This is a genomic window from Nocardia sp. NPDC005825, assembly GCF_040630175.1.
Lineage (GTDB): Bacteria > Actinomycetota > Actinomycetes > Mycobacteriales > Mycobacteriaceae > Nocardia.
The window spans coordinates 497,206-517,550 of record NZ_JBEXXC010000005.1; the positions used below are offsets into that span (position 1 = coordinate 497,206).

Annotated in this window: 20 protein-coding genes and 1 tRNA gene; 4 read left to right on the forward strand and 17 right to left on the reverse strand. The window is 68.1% G+C overall.

Annotated features, from left to right (window positions below):
• Nucleotides 1-64 precede the first annotated feature (64 nt).
• The 4 genes from ABZ382_RS17305 to ABZ382_RS17320 all read right to left on the reverse strand — a co-directional run bounded on the left by ABZ382_RS17305 (nt 65) and on the right by ABZ382_RS17320 (nt 3,922).
• Complete coding sequence (locus ABZ382_RS17305) at nt 65-502, reverse strand: HIT domain-containing protein (RefSeq protein WP_357089684.1); 438 nt, start codon at nt 500-502, stop codon at nt 65-67.
• A gap of 133 nt (nt 503-635) precedes the next feature.
• Nucleotides 636-2,057, reverse strand: a complete 1,422-nt coding sequence (purB, locus tag ABZ382_RS17310) for an adenylosuccinate lyase (RefSeq protein ID WP_357089686.1) — start codon at nt 2,055-2,057, stop codon at nt 636-638.
• A 32-nt stretch (nt 2,058-2,089) separates the two neighbouring features.
• Entirely contained in the window at nt 2,090-2,695 is a 606-nt protein-coding gene (locus tag ABZ382_RS17315) for a TetR family transcriptional regulator (protein ID WP_357089689.1), read from the reverse strand.
• A gap of 69 nt (nt 2,696-2,764) precedes the next feature.
• Nucleotides 2,765-3,922: a pyridoxal phosphate-dependent aminotransferase gene (locus tag ABZ382_RS17320; protein ID WP_357089692.1), complete on the reverse strand. Its 1,158-nt coding sequence runs from the start codon at nt 3,920-3,922 to the stop codon at nt 2,765-2,767.
• Nucleotides 3,923-4,482: 560 nt separating this feature from the next.
• Here ABZ382_RS17320 and ABZ382_RS17325 point away from each other — a divergent pair.
• Entirely contained in the window at nt 4,483-5,241 is a 759-nt protein-coding gene (locus ABZ382_RS17325; RefSeq protein WP_357089950.1) for a M23 family metallopeptidase, read from the forward strand.
• Nucleotides 5,242-5,364: 123 nt separating this feature from the next.
• Here the strand turns inward: ABZ382_RS17325 and purD are convergent, their stop codons facing one another.
• Entirely contained in the window at nt 5,365-6,648 is a 1,284-nt protein-coding gene (purD, locus tag ABZ382_RS17330) for a phosphoribosylamine--glycine ligase (RefSeq protein WP_357089695.1), read from the reverse strand.
• 94 nt (nt 6,649-6,742) lie between these two features.
• Between purD and ABZ382_RS17335 the strand changes: the two genes are divergently transcribed.
• Nucleotides 6,743-7,168 carry an HIT family protein gene (locus tag ABZ382_RS17335; RefSeq protein ID WP_357089697.1) on the forward strand — a complete coding sequence of 142 codons (426 nt, stop codon included), beginning with the start codon at nt 6,743-6,745 and terminating at the stop codon, nt 7,166-7,168.
• A 45-nt stretch (nt 7,169-7,213) separates the two neighbouring features.
• Here the strand turns inward: ABZ382_RS17335 and ABZ382_RS17340 are convergent, their stop codons facing one another.
• The 5 genes from ABZ382_RS17340 to ABZ382_RS17360 form a co-directional block, all read right to left on the reverse strand.
• Entirely contained in the window at nt 7,214-8,677 is a 1,464-nt protein-coding gene (locus ABZ382_RS17340; RefSeq protein ID WP_357089700.1) for a HAMP domain-containing sensor histidine kinase, read from the reverse strand.
• Nucleotides 8,674-9,411, reverse strand: coding sequence for a response regulator transcription factor (locus ABZ382_RS17345; RefSeq protein ID WP_357089703.1), 738 nt, complete (start codon nt 9,409-9,411; stop codon nt 8,674-8,676). Before ABZ382_RS17345 ends, ABZ382_RS17340 begins: the two co-directional genes overlap by 4 nt.
• A gap of 123 nt (nt 9,412-9,534) precedes the next feature.
• A tRNA-Thr gene (locus ABZ382_RS17350) sits at nt 9,535-9,606 on the reverse strand.
• Nucleotides 9,607-9,771: 165 nt separating this feature from the next.
• Entirely contained in the window at nt 9,772-10,014 is a 243-nt protein-coding gene (locus ABZ382_RS17355; protein ID WP_019931522.1) for an MbtH family protein, read from the reverse strand.
• Between the two features lie 138 nt (nt 10,015-10,152).
• Nucleotides 10,153-10,986, reverse strand: coding sequence for an alpha/beta hydrolase (locus ABZ382_RS17360; protein ID WP_357089706.1), 834 nt, complete (start codon nt 10,984-10,986; stop codon nt 10,153-10,155).
• Nucleotides 10,987-11,177: 191 nt separating this feature from the next.
• Between ABZ382_RS17360 and ABZ382_RS17365 the strand changes: the two genes are divergently transcribed.
• Together ABZ382_RS17365 and ABZ382_RS17370 are read left to right on the forward strand one after the other, a co-directional pair.
• Nucleotides 11,178-11,345 (forward strand): hypothetical protein, encoded by a 168-nt coding sequence (locus ABZ382_RS17365; protein WP_167659823.1) that lies wholly within the window; start codon nt 11,178-11,180, stop codon nt 11,343-11,345.
• Nucleotides 11,346-11,348: 3 nt separating this feature from the next.
• A complete protein-coding gene (locus ABZ382_RS17370) occupies nt 11,349-12,830 on the forward strand; it encodes a trehalose-6-phosphate synthase (RefSeq protein ID WP_357089708.1) in 1,482 nt (493 codons plus the stop codon).
• Between the two features lie 48 nt (nt 12,831-12,878).
• Here the strand turns inward: ABZ382_RS17370 and ABZ382_RS17375 are convergent, their stop codons facing one another.
• From ABZ382_RS17375 to ABZ382_RS17405, 7 genes are all read right to left on the reverse strand, one after another.
• A complete protein-coding gene (locus ABZ382_RS17375) occupies nt 12,879-13,817 on the reverse strand; it encodes an oxidoreductase (protein ID WP_357089710.1) in 939 nt (312 codons plus the stop codon).
• 218 nt (nt 13,818-14,035) lie between these two features.
• Nucleotides 14,036-14,518, reverse strand: a complete 483-nt coding sequence (locus ABZ382_RS17380) for a h domain protein (protein ID WP_357089712.1) — start codon at nt 14,516-14,518, stop codon at nt 14,036-14,038.
• The gene (locus ABZ382_RS17385) at nt 14,515-15,369 is read right to left on the reverse strand and encodes a hypothetical protein (protein WP_357089714.1); all 855 of its coding nucleotides are present in this window, start codon (nt 15,367-15,369) and stop codon (nt 14,515-14,517) included. The genes ABZ382_RS17380 and ABZ382_RS17385 overlap by 4 nt, the downstream gene beginning before the upstream one ends.
• Nucleotides 15,366-16,811 carry an MlaD family protein gene (locus tag ABZ382_RS17390; RefSeq protein ID WP_357089717.1) on the reverse strand — a complete coding sequence of 482 codons (1,446 nt, stop codon included), beginning with the start codon at nt 16,809-16,811 and terminating at the stop codon, nt 15,366-15,368. Before ABZ382_RS17390 ends, ABZ382_RS17385 begins: the two co-directional genes overlap by 4 nt.
• Nucleotides 16,808-18,037, reverse strand: a complete 1,230-nt coding sequence (locus ABZ382_RS17395; RefSeq protein ID WP_357089720.1) for an MCE family protein — start codon at nt 18,035-18,037, stop codon at nt 16,808-16,810. Before ABZ382_RS17395 ends, ABZ382_RS17390 begins: the two co-directional genes overlap by 4 nt.
• Nucleotides 18,037-19,296, reverse strand: a complete 1,260-nt coding sequence (locus ABZ382_RS17400) for an MCE family protein (RefSeq protein WP_357089723.1) — start codon at nt 19,294-19,296, stop codon at nt 18,037-18,039. The genes ABZ382_RS17395 and ABZ382_RS17400 overlap by 1 nt, the downstream gene beginning before the upstream one ends.
• A complete protein-coding gene (locus ABZ382_RS17405; RefSeq protein WP_357089724.1) occupies nt 19,293-20,345 on the reverse strand; it encodes an MCE family protein in 1,053 nt (350 codons plus the stop codon). Before ABZ382_RS17405 ends, ABZ382_RS17400 begins: the two co-directional genes overlap by 4 nt.

Below are 20,345 nucleotides of genomic sequence, written 5' to 3' on the forward strand. Positions count from 1 at the left end.
GGGGAATGCGGTTATGGCGTGTCCTTGGCAAACCAGACGGTTCGGATATGGTAATGCACTGCCGCTATGAATTTGCGGCAATTCGGGCCAATGCCCCCTTGATAGATCCAGCCAGATAATCCAGGTCCGCGCGCGCCGGGGACGTCGGGCGCGCCCGCAACCCGAAACCGTCCCCCGGAGTGCGCGGAATCACATGCAGATGCACATGGAACACCTCCTGACCCGCCGTCACCCCGTCGGCCAGGAAGAAGTTCACGCCGTCGCAGCCCACCTCGGACTCCCGCAGACCCGCCGCGATCCGCTGCCCCACCTGGAACAGCTTGCCGCCCATCGCCGGATCCAGCTCCGCCAGACTCCGCGCCGGCACCTTGGGAATCACCAGCACATGGCCCGGCGTCACCGGCCGAATGTCCATGAACGCCAGGCAATCCTCGTCCTCGTACACCCGCGAGGACGGGGCCCGACCGGCGACGATATCGGCGAAGATGGTGTAAGGATTCATGCCCGCAGCCTAGAGAGCGCGCCACCACCCGCCACGGCTCCCCCGACCACCGGGCCAACGACCCACGGCACACCCCGGACATGCGCTCGCCCCCGGCTCCGTACCGGAACAGGGGGCGAGAGTCGTTGTACCCCTACAGAATCGGCGACGGGGTGTAGCGGGCCGCCGCCGGGTCGGCGTCCACCAGCTTCTGCACCTGGGCGATCACCTCGGCGGTCTGCGCCTCGGCCGCGCCGATGAAGGCGGACCGGTCGGCCAGCGCCGCGTCCAGGGCGGCCCGGTCCAGCGGCATCCGGTCGTCGGCGGCCAGCCGGTCCAGCAGATCGGGCTCGCGGCCCTGCTCACGCATGGCCAGCGCCACCGCCACCGCGTGCTCCTTGATGACCTCGTGCGCGGTCTCGCGGCCCACGCCCGCACGCACCGCCGCCATCAGGATGCGAGTGGTGGCCAGGAACGGCAGGTAGCGGTTGAGCTCGCGGTCCACCACGGCCGGGTAGGCGCCGAACTCGGCCAGCACGGTCAGGAAGGTCTCCATCATGCCGTCGATGGCGAAGAAGGCGTCCGGCAGCGCGACGCGGCGCACCACCGAGCAGAACACGTCGCCCTCGTTCCACTGGGCGCCCGCCAGCTCGGCGGCCATCGAGCCGTAGCCGCGCAGCACCACCTGCAGGCCGTTGACGCGCTCGCAGGAGCGGGTGTTCATCTTGTGCGGCATGGCCGAGGAGCCGACCTGGCCGGGCTGGAAGCCCTCGGTGACCAGCTCGTGGCCCGCCATCAGGCGAATGGTGTGCGCGAACGAGGACGGGCCGGCGCCCACCTGCACCAGCGCGGAGATCACGTCGTGGTCCAGCGAGCGCGGGTAGATCTGGCCGACGCTGGTGAAGACGTTCGCGAAGCCCAGGTGCTTGGACACCTTCTGCTCCAGCTGCGCCAGCTTGGCCGCGTCGCCGCCGAGCAGGTCCAGCATGTCCTGGGCGGTGCCCATCGGGCCCTTGATGCCGCGCAGCGGGTAGCGGTCGATGAGCTCCCGCAGCCGGGTCAGCGCGATGAGCAATTCGTCTGCGGCGGAAGCGAATCGCTTGCCGAGGGTGGTGGCCTGCGCGGCCACGTTGTGCGAGCGTCCCGCCATCACCAGGGTCTGGTACTGGGCCGCGCGCTCGGCCAGCCGCGCCGCGATGGCCACGCCGTGGCCGTACACGTGCTGCAGCGACAGCCGGATCTGCAGCTGTTCCACATTCTCGGTGAGGTCGCGGGAGGTCATGCCCTTGTGCACGTGCTCGTGGCCCGCGAGCGCGTTGAACTCCTCGATTCGCGCCTTCACGTCGTGGCGGGTGACCCGCTCACGCTCGGCGATGGACTTCAGATCGACCTGATCGATGACCCGCTCGTAGTCCTCGACGACACCGGCCGGAACATCGATCCCCAGCTCGGCCTGCGCCCGGAGAACCTCGAGCCACAGCCGCCGCTCGAGCACGATCTTGTTCTCGGGCGACCAGAGGTGAACCAGCTCGGGGCTGGCGTAACGGGTGGCGAGGACGTTCGGCACAAGACTCACGTTGTGCCAGTTTACCGGCTGTGTGCTGCGGGTTAAGCCGGTGGGGCGACGATGTCGATGATCTCCAGGAGCGCCCCGCGCGCCATGCGGCGGGGCTGGGGGTCGAACTCACCGAGCGCGGTCACCACCGCCCCATCGACTACCGCCACCAGACGGCGGGTCTGTTCCGGGCGGACCACCCGGTCGGACCGACGCAGGACATCGGTCAGCAGTTCGTCCAGCTGGGCGCGTAGTCGCAGCTGGACCTCTCGTAGTTCGGGGTGGCGGGCCGAGGCGACGGAGCGTTCGTAGCGGGCGATCAACTGGCCGCGCGCGTCCTCGTCCTGAATCTCGGGGCCCACCAACAGGTCCAGCACCAGTTCGACCGTCGCCTCCGCGCCGCGGCGGCGGTGCGTCACCTCGCCGACCCGGCGGCGCATGGCCTCGAGTTCGGCGGTGCCGGAGAATTCGACCGCGCGCGCGATCAGGTCCTCCAGCGATTCGAAGTAGTAGGTGGTCGACGCGAGCGGCAGATCCGCCCGGGTCGCCACCGAGCGGTGCCGGACCGCCTCGAAGCCACCCTCGAGCAGTAGCTCGGCGGCGGCACAAACCAGTGCATGGCGACGCCGTTCGCCTTTCGGAGTCGTCGCAGTGGTCACGGTGCAATCGTGCCAGTCATCAGCGGCGCTGTGTTCATTTTGCCCACCGCGCTCAATCCTCTTGGCAGATCAGGCCAAATACCGTTCCAACCGGTCCAGTGCCGCTTCGATGTCGGCGGCGGCTCCGGCGAACGAGAAGCGAACGGTGTGATGGCCGTGGCGGGTGTCGAAGTCGATGCCGGGGGCGAGTGCCACACCGGTCGCGTCGAGCACCTCGGTGCACCAGCGCATCGAATCATCGGTCAGGTGCGCGATATCCGCGTAAACGTAGAACGCGCCGTCGGCGGGGGCGAGGTCGGCGATTCCAAGCTTCGGCAGGCCCGACAGCAGCAGCTGGCGATTTGCCGCATAGCGTTTCACATGACCGTCCAGTTCGGCTTTGGCTTCCGGACCGAACGCGTGCACCGCCGCAAACTGAGAAATAGCTGGAGGGCACACGGTCATGTTCGACGCGAGCCGTTGCAGCGCCGGACGCAGCGACTGCGGCACCAGCATCCAGCCCAGCCGCCAACCCGTCATCGAGAAGTACTTCGACACCGAGCCGATCACGACGGACTCCCGCGAGGTCTCCCACGCGGAGGACGTCGGTTCCGTGTCGTCATAGACGATGCCGTGATAGATCTCGTCCGAGATGAGCAGCGTCCCGTGCGCGTCGCACCAGCGGGCCAGCGCCGCCAGCTCCTCCGGCGCGATCATGGTGCCGGTCGGATTGGCCGGGCTGGCCACGATCAACCCCGCGGGCGGCTCGGGCAGCGCCTCCAGCATGGCCACGGTCGGCTGGAACCGAGTCTCCGGACCGCAGTCCAGCTCCACCACGTCACAGCCCAGCGCGGTCAGCGTGTTCCGGTAGGCCGGATACCCGGGCCGCGCCACCACCACGGTGTCCCCGGCGTCGAACGCGGCCAGGAACAGCAGTGTGAACGCACCGGACGACCCGGTCGTGACCACGACATCGTCCGCCTCCACCCGCACCCCGTAGGTGCTCCGATGGTGCTCGGCGATGGCCTCCCGCAACGCCAGAACCCCGAATGTCTCGGTATAACCCAGCAATTCGGTATCCATGGCCTGTTTGGTGGCCCGCAAAACCGCCTCCGGAGCGGGCGTGGAAGGCTGCCCCGCGGCCAGCACCAGCACGTCGCCGTGGGTCCGAGCCCGTTCAGCTGCTGCTTTCCAGACGTCCATCACGTAAAAAGGTGGAATGGTCGACCGGCGAGATTCGATACGCACCCGACAGACGGTAGAGCACCCGCTCCCCCGGCTGTCCGGGAACGGTCGTGCGAATGCCTGAGGAGGCCGCTGTGCAGGGGGGACCAGCAACCACCGGGAACACCCCGGACACCACCCCACCCCAGCCCACCTCACCCGCACCGGACGAATCCTCGGAGGGCCGCGGCCGTCAGCCACTCCGGGCGGGGGCCGCGATGCGCCGCATGCTCCGGCGCGCCGAGGCCACCACCGACCTTCGGCCTGCAACCGAGAGCGGCGAGCCACCGAACACGGACGTGGACCGGGGTGGGCAGCGTGGCCGCTTTCCGGCCACCGAGACATACACACCCGGGCTGCGGTCACTGCCGGGCGATGAAAGACCGTCGCCGGTCCGTAAGGCTTCGAAGCGGGCCGGGCGGTGGGTGGTTCAGCTCGTCGGGCGGGTGATCGCGTATCTGCGGGTATATGCGCCGATCGCGCGAGCACGGGCCGTCGAGTTGTGGTCGCGGCGGCCGCGCTCGTGGGGCGAAGCTGTCGAGCTAGGGCGGCGGGGGCGGGCGGAGGCGCGGCGGCAGTGGCCGGTGGTGCGAGCGTGGAGCATTCAGCATCGGGTGCTGATCGGGGGGATGACGGCGGTACTCGTGTTCGCGAGCGCGGACGGGGCGCTGGGGTTGATCCCCACCGACGCCGCGGTGAGTCCCGGTGTGGCGGTGCGCATTCCGGTGCAGTACCCGTTGCAGATCCAGGCCACGCGGGAATCGTCGAAGCGGTACATGGACGCCATCAACAATGGTGAACACCTGCGCGAGCAGGCCGTGGTCTCGGCTGCCGCGGCGGCGACCCTGGAACGTGCCAAGGCCGAGGCGGCAGCGGCCGTGGCCGGTCAGCCGCAGCCGTGGCTGACCCCGTCCCCGGACGCGACGCTGCCGCCGGGATTCGTGCTCCCGGGCGTCGGCGGTTTCGCGCTGCCCGCGAAGGGCCTGTTCACCTCCGGATTCGGCGCGCGCTGGGGCACTTTCCACGCGGGCATCGACATCGCCGCCCCGCTGGGATCACCGATCTACGCGGTCGCGGCCGGCACGGTCATCGACGCGGGCCCGGCCCAGGGCTTCGGCCTCTGGGTGCGCATCCGCCACGACGACGGCGCCATCTCGGTCTACGGCCACATGTACGACTTCTCGGTCTCCGTCGGCGAACGCGTCCCGGCGGGCATGCAGATCGCCCGCATCGGCAACCGCGGCGACTCCACCGGCCCCCACCTCCACTTCGAGATAGTCATCAACGGCCAGCACGTCGACCCCCAACCCTGGCTCGCCCAACGCGGCATCGTCCTCGGCTGATCCCGGCCCCGGTACGGGATACGGCTGGGCTTCGGACGAATACGAGAATGCCCGCCCGAACCAGGTTCGGGCGGGCATTCTTTCGTCGGTCGCGGTGCCGGAGTCGGCCGCGGCGAGCGGGATTCAGTTCGCGGTCGGCACCGTGATGCGGCCCTCGGTGGCGGCCAGGGCGATGTCGGTGCGGAAGTGGCCGCCCGGCAGCTTGATTCCGGCGAGGCGCTCGTAGGCGTTCTTGCGGGCCTCGACCAGGTCGGCGCCCTGGCCGACGATGGCGAGGACGCGGCCGCCCGCGGACACCAGCGCGCCGTCCTCACGCTGCGCGGTACCGGCGTGCAGCACCTCGGATTCGACTCCGGTGCCGGTGGATTCGGCGCCGGTGATGACGTCGCCGCTGCGCGGGCGGGCCGGGTAGTTCTCGGCGGCCAGCACCACGGTGACGGCCGCGCCGTCCTTCCAGCGCGGCGCGGCGACCTGGTCGAGGGTGCCGGTGGCGGTGGCGTGCAGGAGTTCCCCGAGGGGGCTGTCCAGCATGGCCAGCACGGCCTGGGTCTCGGGATCGCCGAAGCGGCAGTTGAATTCGACCACGGCGGGGCCGTTCTGGCCGATGGCGAGGCCGGCGTAGAGCAGGCCGCTGAACGGCACTCCGCGCTTCACCATCTCGGCGGCGACGGGCTTGACCACGTCGTCGACGATGGCCTGCAGGGTGGCCTCGGGCAGCCACGGCAGCGGCGTGTACGCGCCCATGCCGCCGGTGTTCGGGCCGGTGTCGCCGTCGCCGACCCGCTTGTGGTCCTGGGCGGGCAGCAGCGGCACCACGGTCTCACCGTCGACCAGGCAGAACAGCGACACCTCGGGGCCGTCGAGGAACGACTCCAGCAGCACCGGGTGGCCCTGCTCGAGCAGTTCGGCCCCATGCTCACGGGCGACCGACCGGTCCGGGGTCACCACGACACCCTTGCCCGCGGCCAGCCCGTCGTCCTTGACCACCCAGGTCGGGCCGAAACGGTCCAGCGCCGCATCCAATTCGCCCGGGTGATCCACGATCTCGCTGTGCGCGGTCCGCACGCCGGCCGCGTTCATCACGTCCTTGGCGAACGCCTTCGAGCCTTCGATCCGCGCGGCGGCGGCCGACGGGCCGAACACCGGGATCCCGGCCGCACGCACCGCGTCGGCCACACCGAGCACCAGCGGCACCTCGGGTCCGACCACCACGAGGTCGGCGGCCAGCTCCTGAGCCAGCGCCACCACCTCGTCGCCGGAGGAGGCGTCGACGGCCCGCACCTCGGCATGCTGGGCGATGCCGGCATTGCCGGGCGCCGCGTAGACCGCGGTCACCGCCGGGTCCTTGCGCAGTGCCAGGACGAGGGCATGTTCACGGGCTCCGGAACCGATGACGAGTACGCGCACGGCGAACAGCTTAGAGGGCTGGGTTGACGCCGCGGGTAGCGGTCTGTTCGTGCGTGCGCACGGGCTCGCGCGCCCGCGCGTAAGGTCCGGGTCTATGGCTTCTGTTTTCTCCGCAATCATCGACGGTCAGCTGCCCGGCCGGTTCGTCTGGGAGGACGACGAATTCGTCGGCTTCCTCACGATCGCCCCGGTGACGCAGGGACACACCCTGGTGGTGCCGCGCAAGGAGATCGACCAGTGGCAGGACGTCGATCCGGGCACCATGGCCCGTCTCACCGGCGTCGCCCAGAAGATCGGTCAGGCCGTGCGCACCGCCTGGGATGCCCCGCGCGCGGGCCTGCTCATCGCCGGACTCGAGGTGCCGCACCTGCACGTGCACGTGTTCCCGGCCTTCTCGATGGGCAACTTCGACATCTCCGGCGCCGACCCGAAGCCCAGCCCCGAATCCCTGGACGAGGCCCAGGCCATGATCAAGCAGGCCCTGCGCGACCTCGGCTACGGCGCGAACGTCCCGGAGTGACCCGACCGGGTGCGCGCCCACAGCGCGCACCCGCCGGTAGCCGGCTCACTCCTTCGCGCGCGGCAGCCGCACGGTGAACGTCGTGCCCTCCCCCGGCGCACTCGTCACCGACACCGCTCCCCCGTGGGCCGCCACCAGCGCCTGCACGATCGACAGTCCCAGCCCGGTCCCGCCGCTGACCCGGCTGCGCGACACATCGGTGCGATAGAACCGCTCGAACACGCGCTCGGCCTGCTCGGCCGCCAATCCCGGCCCGGTGTCGGCCACTTCGATCAGCACCTCGCTCGCGGCGGGTGTGAGCCGCACGGCCACCTCCGCGTCCGGCGGGGTGTGCACGAGCGCGTTGTTGATCAGGTTGGCGAGCACCTGCCGCAGCCGCGTCTCGTCGCCGAGGATCTCCAAAGTGCCGGGGCCGGGCCGGATCTCGAGGTCGATCTTGCGTTCCGGCCCTTCCGGATGCTGCGCCGCCGCCAGGGCGCGCGCCCCGTGCACGGCGTCGCTGGCCAGCATGAGCAGATCCACCGACCGCCGTTCGACGGGCCGCTGCGCGTCCAGCCGGGCCAGCATGAGCAGATCCTCGACCAGCAAGCCCATCCGGTTGGATTCGCGTTCGATGCGGTCCATGAGCAGGTCGGGCTCGGTGATCGCGCCCTGCCGGTACAGCTCGGAGAACCCTTTGATGGTGGTGAGCGGGGTGCGCAGTTCGTGGCTGGCGTCGGCGACGAACTGCCGCATCTTGGCCTCGGAGCGGCGGGCCGCCTCCTCCGACGCCTCGGTGGCGGCGAAGGCCTGCTGGATCTGGGTCAGCATGGTGTTCAGCGACTGCGAGAGGTGATCGACCTCGGTGTCGGTGCCGCGCACCGGAACTCGCCGATGCAGGTCGCCGCCCGCGATGGCGGCGGCCGTGCCCTCGACTTCCCGCAACGGCCGCAGACTGCGCCGGATCACCATGCGCGCCACCGCGGCCAGGGCCGCCAGCACCAGCGCGCCGATCACCAGTTGCAGCACGATCAGCTTGTCCAGCAGCGAGTTCGTCTCGTCCATGCGCAGCGCGATGGTGCTGGTGCCTTGATCGTTGACGGTCCGCAGCACCCGCCATTCCTCACCGGAGGCCCCGATCGACCCGACCGTGCGCGGCTTGCCGCCGAGATCGGCGGGCACGTCGGGTTCCTGCACCCCTGCTGTCAGGGTCAGCGTCGGCTGTCCGGCGGTGTCACGCACCTGCACCCAGTACAGGTGCGGCGGCCGTTCCCGCCCGCGCACGGTGGGCAGCGGTTCGGGTCGTTGCGCGCCGGGCGCGGCCCAGCTGTGGGCGGCGTCGGACAGCTGCCGGTCGATGCGCTCGACCAGCACGTTGCGCATGAGCGAGGTGACCGCGATCCCGGAGACCAGCAGCCCGAACCCGACCAGCGACACCAGCGCCAGCACCAGGGTCGTGCGCAGCGGCACCGCGGCGAGCCGGTCGGCGATCTTGCCGCGCAGTCCGCGAGCCGCCTCGGCCGCGTTCACTGTGCCGCCGTGCGACCGCGCGGCTCCCGCATCACGTATCCGACCCCGCGCAGCGTGTGGATGAGCCGATCGGGCCCGGTGTCGACCTTCTTGCGCAGGTACGACACGTAGGTCTCGACCACGCCGACCTCGCCGCCGAAGTCGTAGCGCCACACGTGGTCCAGGATCCGTGGCTTGCTCAGCACTGTGCCCGCGTTGACCAGGAAGTACCGCAGCAGCGTGAACTCGGTGGGCGACAGGGCGACCGGTTCGCCCGCCTTCCACACCTCGTGGGTGTCGTCGTCGAGCTCGATATCGGCGAACCGCAGCCGCGAGGACTTGGTCTCCGGCGCGGAGCGTCCGGCGCGGCGCAGGATCACTCGCAGCCGGGCCACCACTTCCTCGAGGCTGAACGGTTTGGTGACGTAGTCGTCGGCTCCGAGCGTCAGCCCGGTGATCTTGTCGTCCACATCGTCGCGGGCGGTCAGGAACAGCACCGGCGCGTCGATCCCGTCGGCCCGCAGCCGCCGCAGCAGCCCGAATCCGTCCATGCCGGGCATCATCACGTCGATGATCATGGCGTCGGGCCGGAAGGTCTTGGCCCGGTCCAGCCCTTCGGTCCCGCTGGCGGCGCTGGCGACCTCGAAGCCCTGATACCGCAGGCTCACGGACAGCAACTCGACGATCATCGGCTCGTCGTCGACGACGAGCACTTTGGCCTCGGGTTCGCGTCCTTGCGCAGGCACACCTGTCATGGCCTCATATTCTGCGCCGCGCCCGCGAGAACGCTGGTCCTTCCCTGGGAGTTTCCTGCGAACGCGCCGGGACCCCCGGATACGACGAACGCCGGTCGATGTCTCGACCGGCGTTCGTTCACGAGCCCCCTGTCAGGATTGAACTGACGACCTTCGCTTTACAAGAGCGGTGCTCTACCACTGAGCTAAGGAGGCGGAAAGCGGAGCCATCATAACCGGGGTGGCCGGCTGCGCGGAAAAGCCGGCTTCCCGGTCGGAACGATGCTGGCTGCGAACACCGGGACGCGGCCTGTCGACGCTCGTGGCATCGACGGCCGCGTTCGGAAGTCGTTCGCGCAGTATCGGACTAACCGCTGAGTGTCAGGACTGGGCCGCCTGACGAGCCGCGTCGTCCGCCGCCATGGCGTCACGCAGGCTCTTGGGCCGCATGTCGGTCCAGTTCTTCTCGACGTACTCGACGCATGCGGCGCGGGAGTCCTCGCCGAACACGACTCGCCAACCCGCCGGAACCTCGGCGAAGGCCGGCCAGAGGGAGTGCTGTTCCTCATCGTTGACCAGGACGAAGAACCGGCCGTCTTCGTCATCGAAGGGATTGGTGCTCATTTCACCTCACTGGATACTGGCGCTGTGTACGGGTACGTAGACGGATCGTCCAGCCACCGCAGTGTTGGAACGAGCCCCCGACGTTGATTCGACCCTAGCAAGGCAGGCGTTACCGCTGGGCGGTTACCTACACTTCGTTCAGGCCACGAAGAATTCGACAAGGATCTTATTGACGACCTCCGGTTGTTCCAGGTAGCCGAAGTGCCCGGCGTCGGGAACCTCCTGGTAGCGGGCACCCGGAATGATATCGGCGACCTCTCGTGCGAGGTAGGGCGGGATCATCCGGTCGTCGGCGAAGCCCAGCGCCAGGCAGGGCACGGTGATGCCCCGATAGGCCGCGGTGCGGTCGAAATCGTGGTCCATGCGGCGCTGCGCCCGCACGCCCGGGGTGACCGGGCCGCCGGTGAATTCGAACAGGTCGAGCCAGTCGCGGGCGGCGTGCTGGTCGGCCAGCGAGGCCGGGGACAGGTTCATCAGGGCGGTCATGGCGGCCTCGTATTTGGCGGGCAGCCGCACGCCGGCGTCGTCGAGGTCGTGCTCGCCGACGCCGAGCGTCTTCTGGAACTGGTCGAGCCGGGCGTGTCCGGCCATGAACACGGCCTTGCGAACCAGGTCGGGGCGAGCGAGCGCCACTTCCTGCGCGACTCGCGAGCCCATCGACTGGCCGACCAGGAAGACCGGCCCCTCACCGAGGAATTCGATCAGGGCGACGGTGTCGCGGACCAGGTCCTCGATGGTGATCCCGGCGGGCGATTCGAAGGAGGGCGCGATGCCGCGGTTGTCGAAGGTGCAGACCCGGTATCCGGCCGCGACCAGCGCGGGGACCTGGTGCAGTTCCCAGACCCGGCCGCCGCTGCCGGTGCCCATGATCATGACGATCAGCGGCGCCGACCCCTTGACGTCGGTGCCCTTGGACCGGTCTCCCTTGACCTGGTAGTTCAGCGAGATTCCGTTCACCGTCGCCAACGGCATGCTTGCGACCCCTCACACATCAGGTGTTGCCACTCTCTTTGCGTCCACCGTATAGGTCCGGGGCGACGGATTGTTTCGTCCCCGGTCGCATTGCGGTTAGGGCTCGCAATGCACGCAGCGGCGAGGCCCGACTTGCCTGGCAGATACGATGGACTCCTCGCACCGAGCAGACTTCTCCGAGAGGACATGAGATGGCCGCGAAGACCGGCGCAAACGACATCGCGGACGACGATCTGGAGCCGCTCGCCGACGAAACCGCTCGCCAGGCGCAGCGCGTGGTGGCGGCGTACGCCACGGACGCCGACGAATGCCGCATGCTGCTGTCGATGCTGGGCATCGCTCCGACGCGAGGCGAATGACCCGTGCACCCGGATAGCTCCGGCTCCGGTTTCGTCGTCGTCGCCAACCGGCTCCCGGTGGACCTGGAGCGCCTGCCCGACGGAACCACTCGCTGGAAGCGCAGCCCCGGCGGCCTGGTGACGGCACTGGAACCGGTACTGCGCAATAACAAGGGCGCCTGGGTCGGCTGGGCCGGCGTCCCGGACGTGGAGCTCGATCCGATCGTCGAGGACGGTCTGGAACTCCATCCCGTCCCGTTGTCGGGCGACGAGGTCGCCGATTACTACGAGGGCTTCTCCAACGCGACGCTGTGGCCGCTGTATCACGATGTGATCGTGCGGCCCGTCTACGACCGCCAGTGGTGGCAGGCGTACGTGCAGGTGAATCGGCGTTTCGCCGAGTACACCGCGAAGGTGGCCGCCGAGGGCGCGACCGTGTGGGTCCAGGACTACCAGCTACAGCTGGTGCCGAAGATGCTCCGCATGCTGCGCCCCGACCTGACCATCGGTTTCTTCTTGCACATTCCGTTCCCGCCGGTGGAACTGTTCATGCAGATGCCGTGGCGCACCGAGATCGTCGAGGGCCTGCTCGGCGCCGACCTGATCGGCTTCCATCTCCCGGGCGGCGCGCAGAACTTCCTGTATCTGGCCAGGAGGCTGGCCGGGCAGCCGACGTCGCGCGGCAATGTGGGCGTGCGTTCGAAACTCGGTGTGGTGCAGGTGGGTTTCCGCACCGTGCGGGTGGGCGCGTTCCCGATCTCCATCACCTCCGCGGAGCTGGACGAGTATTCGCGCCGCCGCGATGTGCGGGAGCGGGCCGCGAAGATCCGTGCGGAACTGGGCAATCCGAAGACGATCCTGCTGGGTGTCGACCGCCTCGACTACACCAAGGGCATCGACATCCGGCTCGCCGCGCTCGAGGAGCTGCTGCACGACGGCCGCATCGACCCCACGGACACGGTGATGGTGCAGCTGGCCACGCCGTCCCGCGAACGCGTCGAGTCCTACAAGCAGATGCGTGGCGATATCGAACGCCAGGTCGGCCGCATCAACGGCGAGTTCGCCCGGGTGGGTTATCCGGTGGTGCACTACCTGCACCGCCCCATCCCGCGCGAGGAGCTGATCGCGTTCTTCGTGGCCGCCGACGTCATGGTGGTGACCCCGCTGCGCGACGGCATGAACCTGGTCGCCAAGGAGTACGTGGCCTGCCAGGGCAGCCTCAACGGCGCACTCGTGCTGAGCGAGTTCACCGGCGCGGCAGCCGAATTGCGGCAGGCCTACCTGTGCAACCCGCACGACCTGGACAGCGTCAAGGACGCGTTGATCGGCGCGATCGACGACGACCGTGACACCCGCCGCCGGCGCATGCGCTCCATGCGACGCCAGGTCCTGACCCACGACGTCGACCGGTGGGCCCGCGCCTTCCTCGACGCCCTGGCCACCGACCGGGTCGCGGGCAGCGCGCTGCTCACCGACGACGACGTGGACCCGGACCTGAGCCGCTGACACGGAACCCGAACGCCCCCTGGAGCTTTCCAGGGGGCGTTCGCCGTCCTACAGCGCGTAGGTGACTCCCGTGAGCCGTTCCGACGCTTCCCACACCCGCGCCGCCAGTTCCGGATCGAGGGCCTGCGCACTGGGTTCGTTCAACACCGGGTACCCCTTGGTGAACCCCGTCGGCCCGAAGAGATCTCCCGGCCCGGCCTCGGAGTCGGTGGCCGCCCGCAGAATCGGCAGCGCACCCATCTCGACGGTCTGCATGGCGAACCGGAACGCCCAGCGCAGCGACGGCCGCGACAGGACCCGGGCGACGGGCCCGAGGTTCTGCGCGAAATCCGATTCGGCCGCCCCCGGATGCGCCGCGATCGACATCACCCGAGCCTCGGTCCCATTGAGCCGCCGCTGCAACTCGAACGCGCACAACACATTCGCCAGCTTCGACTGCGCGTACGCCTGAAGCCCCTTGTACCGCCGCCGCTCGAAGAACAGATCATCCAGCTCGATCACCGCCTCCTTCTTCGAGGCGAGCCCCGTGGTCACCGCCACCACCCGCCCCGCCGGCGCCGCCCGCAGCAGATCCAGCACCTGCCCGGTGAACGCGAACGCCCCGAGATGATTGGTCGCGAACGTCGTCTCGAACCCGTCCTCGGTGAGACTCCGTGTCCGACTCAGCATCCCGGCATTGTTGACCAGCAGATCAATCCGATCGACCTCGTCGTGTAGCCGCACCGCGGCCTTCCCGACCGACTCCAGCGAAGCCAGATCGATTTCCACGAACGACAATTCGGCGTCCGGCGCCTGCGCCCGGATGAGATCCGCGGCCGCCCCGGCCTTCTCGGCGTTGCGGCAGGCCAAGACCACCCGAGCGCCGTGCTCGGCCAGCCGCAGCGCGGTCTCCAGCCCCAGACCGGCACTGGCCCCGGTGACGATCGCGGTGCGCCCGTGGAGATCCGGAATATCGGCGGCGGTCCAGCGCGTGTTCTTGGTACCCATGCGTTACATCCTGAACGGTCCGCTTCCACTTAGCCTCGCCCGATGAGGCCTTCACGCAAATCCCTTGCGGTCCGGCATCTTTCACAGCGGGGGCATCCCACGCTGTGAGACGCGCCGAGCCGGCGGCCATTCGAGTGCGGGTCGACCGACGAAGAAACCCGCGTGGCGAGAGCCACGCGGGTTTCTTCGATTGCTCGGGGGCCGAAGGCTTCCCGGCCTCAGATCGGGGTGACCTCGGAGACGAGCCAGCGGTCGCCGCTCTTGTTCAGGTCGACCCGGACTCGGCTGCCGCTGGCGGTGGCCTGCGGCTGCTCCTTGCTGGTGGTCATCTGGTTGAGGAACAGCAACACCTTGGCGTGCTTGGTGTCGGAGTCGATGACACCGGCGGCCTGGGTGGAGGCGATGACGGTGAGCTGCTTTTCCTTCGCTCCGGGGGCGATGGATTCGTTGACGAGCTTGAGGTAGTCGTCCTTGAAGCCGCCCGAGAGGTCGTCGGCCACCTTGGGCAGGGCCTTGTCGACGCTGTTGAAGTCGTAGCTGAACATGGATTCGACCGTCTTGCGGGCGGCCGCGACCGAATCGGTGCGGGCGTGGTCGAGCTGCTTCATGTGGTACGCGTCGTAGCCGAACCAGCCGGCTGCCGCCAGCATGGCCACCATGACGGCCGCGATGGCCGAGATCCGGATGCGATTCTTGTTCACGAGACGAACTCCAGCTTCTCGGCGGTGAAATTGTCGCCGTCGTGGACGATCGTCACACGGAACCGATAGACGCGCTGCTGCGGCTGATCCGAGCCGGCATTGGTGAGGTTCTGCTTGGCGGCGACGAGAATCTGCGCGGATCTGTCGTCGTAGGACTCGACAGCGGTCTCGACGACCTGGCCGGTGGCCTTCACGTTCGCCTGCTTGATGACGTCGGCGTAAGCGTCGCTGCGCGAGGAGTACTCGTCCTTGAGCTGGCCCGACGCTACCGAGAGCACTCGGTTGATGTCGTCCTTGACACTGTCCACCTTGATGGTGGTGATGTTCAGGACGGCCTGCTTGGCGGTCTGGGTGTAGTCCGCGCGCAGCTGCTCGTTCTTGCTCGCGGTGTTGTGCGCCGGGATCCAGAAGATCAGGCTGGCCACCAGCGCGACCAGGCACAGCGCCGCGGCCGCGCCGAACAGCAGGACCGGCCACTGGCGGCCGCCCCGCGACGAGTCGTCCTCGGCATCGGACTCGGAGTCCTCGGCATCGGACGCGACCGCCGGAGCGCCCTCGACCACCTCGGGCGATTCGTCCTCCGGCTCATCCGATTCCGCCACGGCCGGAACGTCCGCGGCGTCCCCCGCATCGTCACCGGCTTCCGGCGCCACGACCGTCTTCACGGTCGCGGCGTCGTCGTCGGCGACTTCGGGAGTGACGGCCTCGGGTGTCGCGGCGACCGCCTCGGCGCCCGTGGCCTTCACGGTGGTGACCTCCACTGAGGGCGCGTCCCCGTCGTGGACGGGCGGTCCTTCTGACCGCACCGCCTTTCGCCGGTTCTTGCTGTTCACCACCGTGGGATCACTCATCGTTGTTGCTCCTGAAGCATTGTTTGCCAATTGGCCGGCACGATGCCGGAACCATCGGGCCCGATATCGGCCTGGCGGGTGGGTACACCGTCCGGCGAGAGATACGTGCCACTCTTCGGATCGTACGTTCTCGTCGTCACGCTCGCAGGCGCGACTCCTGGTTGCCCGTCCGACTGCTGCGAACTCGGAGCAAACGTGGGCTTGCCATTGTTGTCCACCGGATTCGGCTTACCGAACGCCGGGTTGTCGCCGAGCGGCTGGTAGCCCTCGGGGTCGTGGCACTGTTCCACGGTGGCCGCACGCTTGCCCGGCACGTCCATACAGGGGTTGTTGCGGACACCACGGACCACGTCGGGGGAGTTCTGCGGAATCTTGCAGTACAGCCCCTTCGGGGTCGACGGAACCGGACCCTTGTAGTCATTGGCGGAGCGGCGGTCCTCCGGCGCCAGGAAGCCCGTGGTGCAGCCCTTCGGATCATTGAGACCGATCTTGAAGTCGACCTTGCCGCCGTATTCGGTCGGGGTGCCCTTGGCGAGGGTCATCAGCGCACCGATCAGCGGCGGGAAAATGACCAGCAACTGCTCCACGCTGGCGTGGTAGGTGACGCCGACCTGACCGAGGCTGACCAGGTTCTGCGCCAGCAGCGGCACGGTCGGCTTCAAGTCCTCGAACAGCTTGGTGGCCTTGTTGAGCGCGCCCGGGCCGTTGTCGATCACATTGCGCAGCGCCGGATCGTGCTCGCGCAGTTGATCGGTGACGGTGGCCAGGTCCTTGGTCCACCCGCGGATGGCGGAGTCGGACTCGATCTGGGTGTCGAGCAGCGGGCCGATCTTCTCGATCAGATCCTTGGTGGCGTCGGTGTTGGTCTTGGCCTCCTGGACCAGCAGCGACGCGGAGTCGAGCAGCCGTTCCAGATCCGGGCCCGCGCCGTTGAAGGCGACGAACGCCTCCTCGATCACCTGCTGCAGGCGAGTGTCGGCGACGCTGGAGAGCAACCGGTCGGTGCGATCCAGAATGCCGCCGATATCCATGGGCAGCTTGGTGCGGTCGACCGGAATGACCGAGCCGTCGTGCAGATTGCCGCCCTGCGGATTGTCCTTGGGCACCAGATCCACGTACTGCTCACCGATGGCCGACACCGACTTGACCCAGGCGTCCACATCGGACGGGATCTTGAAATCGGAGTCGATGGACAGCTTGGCGTCGACGCCCTGCGGCGTCAGCACCACCGAATTCACCTTGCCCACATTGGTTCCGCGGTAGGCGACATTCGCGTGCTCGTACAGACCGCCGGTGGCAGCCAGCTTCACCGTCACGTCGTAGCGGCCGATGCCGAACATGGCGGGCAGCTTCACGTACTCCCCACCCATCACCGTGATGCCGATGACGGTCAGCACGGTGAAGATGGCGAGCTGAATCTTGACGAAGCGACTCAGTTTCATTTGCCCGGATCCCCTTGCGGCACGGTGATTCCGGGAATGGAGGGCAGGCCCGGAATGTTGAGGCCCGGCAGGCCGGGCACGGTCGGCGACGGCTGGGTCGAGGACGGTTGCGTCTGCTGCAGCGGGGTCTTGCCGGGATCACCCTGATCGCCGGCCACCCCGGCCGCCTGGCCGAGCGCGCCCTCGACACCGCCGAACCGGCCGCCCAGCGGGGTTCCGGTCAGGAAGTTGGAGTCGAGCCGAGCCGCGGTGATGTCGAAGGTGATCTTCACGTTCATGTAGTCACCGCGGATGTACCGGTCGATGTACTTGAAGGGGAACGGGAAGGTCAGCATCATGTTCAGCGACTTGCTGAAGTTGTCACTGGTGTTGGCGATCTGTTCGAGAGTCGGTCCCAGATCGGCGATCTCGGCCTTCAGATCGTCACCGGTGTTGTCGATGATCCGCTTCACCACATCACTGAGGTCGCCCACCGCGGTCAGCGCGTTGGTGATGTTCTCCCGCTTGTTCGCGAGCACGGTCAGCGCGGGATGGATGTTGTCGATGGCGCCGGCCACCCGATCCTTCTCCTGCGCCAGCGTTCCCGAGAGTCGGTCCAGCCCGCTCATGGCATTGATGATGTCGGTGGTCTGGGCGTTGAGCGTCCCGACCATCTGGTTGAGCTGCGGCAGCAGGTCGCGGATGGCGTCGGTGCGGCCGGTGAAGGCCGTGTTCAGCTCGTGGGTGATGTTCTCCAGCTGGCTGATGCCACCGCCGTTGAGCACCACCGACAGCGAGGACAGCGTCTGCTCGGTGGTCGGGAACACGCCCGCCCGGTCCAGCGTGATGGTGTCGCCGTCGTGCAGTTCGCCGGTGGCGGGAACGTCGGTCGGCGAGGCCAATTCGACGTGATTGGAACCCAGCAGCGAGGTCTGCCCGATCTTCGCGACAGCGTTGGCGGGCAGCTTCACATTCTTGTCGAGCCCGATGGTGACCAGCGCGTGCCAGTTCTCCACGTCGATGCCGGTGACGGTGCCGACGGTCACGTCGTTCACCAGGACCGGCGAATTACGGGTCAGGGTGGTGACATTCGGCATCTGCACCTTGATGTGCCAAGCATCGGAACCGGTTCCGACGGAACCCGGCATGGAGACGGTGTTGAGACCGTCCCAATCACATCCGGTGGCGCTCAGGGCGACCGCTACACCGATCGCCAGGCCCGCCACCCGGCGGTGACGAGTATTCATCAGTTTCCTCCCGGAATGGCGAGACCCGACAGCCCGTTCGGAATCCCGACCGGCGCCCGCTCACCCTGTGCGGCGTACCGCGCGGCGACGTCGGGCGTGCTGGGAATCAGCTGGTGCGGGAACGCCGTCGCGCCGGTGCCGTCGTTGAACAGCAGCGGTGGGTAGTTCATCGCCAGGTTCTGGATCACCGGGGCCAGGTACTGCGCGCACATCTTGGCGCTCTGCTCACCGTTGCCGGTGGAGAGTGTTTCGATGGAGCCGCAGATGAAGCTCAATGGTGAATTGAAGCCGGCGAATACCGGGTAGCCGGCGACGGTGCCCTGGGCGGGGTTGTACAGCTGATAGAAGTTCACGAGAGCGGTCGGCGCGGTGTGCAGCACCTGTTCGATCTGCGGCTTCTTCTCCACCAGCGTGCTGGTGACGTCGGCGAGCTGCGCCAGGTCGGTGCTCAGCGCCCCACCGCGCGCGTCGAGGAACCGCTTCACGTCGGAGACCGCGGAGTCCAGACTGTCCAAACCCGCTCCGAGATCACCGGATACGCCCGCCAGCACCTGCGACACCGACGCGAGCCGGCCGCCGAACTGCACGATCTGGTCGTTGCTCTTGGAGAGCACGTCCACGAACTGCTGCAGGTTCTTGATGGTGCCGAACAGGTCGGTGCGCCCGTCCGAGAGCGTGGTCAGCGTGGCCGACAGCTCCCTGAGGGTGTCGCGGAACGCCTGGCCGTTGCCGTCGAGGTTGTCGGCGGCGGTGTTGACGAAACGCCCGAAGGTGCCCTGCTTGTCCTCGCCGACCGGGCCGAGAGACGTTGCCAGCTTGTTCAATTCGACCTTGATGTCATCCCATTCGACCGGGATGGCGGTGCGCTCGAGCGGAATGACCGAGCCGTCGTGCATCTTGGCGCCGCCGGTGTAGGCCGGAGCCAACTGGATGAAGCGGGCCGACACCACCGACGGGGAGACCAGCACGGCCTTGGCGTCGGCGGGAATGTCGATGCCACGGTCGATAGTCATCTTCACCGCGGCCTTGTCCTTGCCCGGATCCACGGAATCGACGGTGCCCACCCGGACACCGAGAATCCGCACCTCGTCGCCTTTGTACAGGCCGACCGTGGACGGGAAGTAGGCGGTGATCTGCGGCTTGCCGATCCGGGTGACGCCGGTGTAGATGCCGCCGGCCGCGATCGCGACCAAGGCCACGATCGCCGCGACCCGGGTCCACCGCGGCAAGCCGCGGACCTTACCGAGGAAATTCGTCATTTCGGCAGCTCCGTGATGATCGGCTTTTGCTGAAAACCGCCGCGTTGCGTGTTCTGGAACGCCTCGGGCAGGTTCTGCGGCCAGACCAGGGCATCGGACAGGAGCTGCAACGCCGGGCTGTTCCAGTTCACGATGTACGCCTGGAAGTACGGACCGCTGCCGACCTGCTCGCCCAGCGCACCGGCGTAGGGACCGAGCGCGTCGAGCGCGTCGGAGATGTTCTGCTTGTTCTTCTGCAGCAGCGCCAGCACCGAATTCAGCTTGTCCAGAGCCGGTTTCAGCGCCGCCTCGTTGTCGTTGACGAAGCCGCTGAGCTGCTTGGCCAGGCCGTTGATGTAGGTGATCAGCTGCTGGATCGCACCGCGGCGGGCATCCAGCTCACCGAGCAGACTGTTGCCGTCCACGATCAGCGAATTGATCTTCTGCGCCCGATCCGAGAGCACCTTGGTGACGCCCTGCGCCTTGGACAGCAGGTCCGTCAGCGCCTTGTCACGGGTATTGATGCTCTTGGACAGCTGGGTGATTCCGTCCAGTGCCGAGCGCAGCGGGGCCGGGGTGTCCTTGAAGGTGCTCGACAGCGCGTCCAGGGTCTGGTTGACCCGGTCCATGTCGAGATCCTTCACGGTGCCGGAGAGATCCTGCAGCGCGTCGTTGAGCGAGTACGGAGAAGTGGTGCGGTCCAGGGGGATCGGCTGGTCGGCGCGCAGCGCGCCGTCACCGTCCGGGGCCACCTCGAGCGACTTGCGGCCGAGCACGGTGTTGGTCTTGATCGCCGCGCTGGTCTTGGTGCCCAGCACGATCGCTTCGTCCAGGGTGAAGGACACCTTCACCTTCGCGCCGTCCAGCGCGACCTTGTCCACCCGGCCGGACTTGACCCCGGCCACCTGGACCTGGTCACCGGGCAGCAGCCCGCCCGCGTCGGCGAAGTACGCGCTGAAGTGCGCACCCGAGCGGACGAACGGCAGCCGGTCGAACTGCAGGGCGGTGAGGCAGATGCTCACGACCACAACGATGCCGATGACACCGATATTGATCACACGCTGTCCCAT

What these genes read in the sequence shown, in the direction of transcription:
- ABZ382_RS17365 (WP_167659823.1), top strand. Translation starts at nt 11,178, where the DNA reads ATGGCCGCGAAGACCGGCGCAAACGACATCGCGGACGACGATCTGGAG.
- ABZ382_RS17395 (WP_357089720.1), bottom strand. Translation starts at nt 18,037, where the DNA reads ATGAATACTCGTCACCGCCGGGTGGCGGGCCTGGCGATCGGTGTAGCG.
- ABZ382_RS17355 (WP_019931522.1), bottom strand. Translation starts at nt 10,014, where the DNA reads ATGAGCACCAATCCCTTCGATGACGAAGACGGCCGGTTCTTCGTCCTG.
- ABZ382_RS17345 (WP_357089703.1), bottom strand. Translation starts at nt 9,411, where the DNA reads ATGACAGGTGTGCCTGCGCAAGGACGCGAACCCGAGGCCAAAGTGCTC.
- ABZ382_RS17390 (WP_357089717.1), bottom strand. Translation starts at nt 16,811, where the DNA reads ATGAAACTGAGTCGCTTCGTCAAGATTCAGCTCGCCATCTTCACCGTG.
- ABZ382_RS17305 (WP_357089684.1), bottom strand. Translation starts at nt 502, where the DNA reads ATGAATCCTTACACCATCTTCGCCGATATCGTCGCCGGTCGGGCCCCG.
- ABZ382_RS17360 (WP_357089706.1), bottom strand. Translation starts at nt 10,986, where the DNA reads ATGCCGTTGGCGACGGTGAACGGAATCTCGCTGAACTACCAGGTCAAG.
- ABZ382_RS17405 (WP_357089724.1), bottom strand. Translation starts at nt 20,345, where the DNA reads ATGGGACAGCGTGTGATCAATATCGGTGTCATCGGCATCGTTGTGGTC.
- ABZ382_RS17385 (WP_357089714.1), bottom strand. Translation starts at nt 15,369, where the DNA reads ATGAGTGATCCCACGGTGGTGAACAGCAAGAACCGGCGAAAGGCGGTG.
- ABZ382_RS17335 (WP_357089697.1), top strand. Translation starts at nt 6,743, where the DNA reads ATGGCTTCTGTTTTCTCCGCAATCATCGACGGTCAGCTGCCCGGCCGG.
- ABZ382_RS17400 (WP_357089723.1), bottom strand. Translation starts at nt 19,296, where the DNA reads ATGACGAATTTCCTCGGTAAGGTCCGCGGCTTGCCGCGGTGGACCCGG.
- ABZ382_RS17375 (WP_357089710.1), bottom strand. Translation starts at nt 13,817, where the DNA reads ATGGGTACCAAGAACACGCGCTGGACCGCCGCCGATATTCCGGATCTC.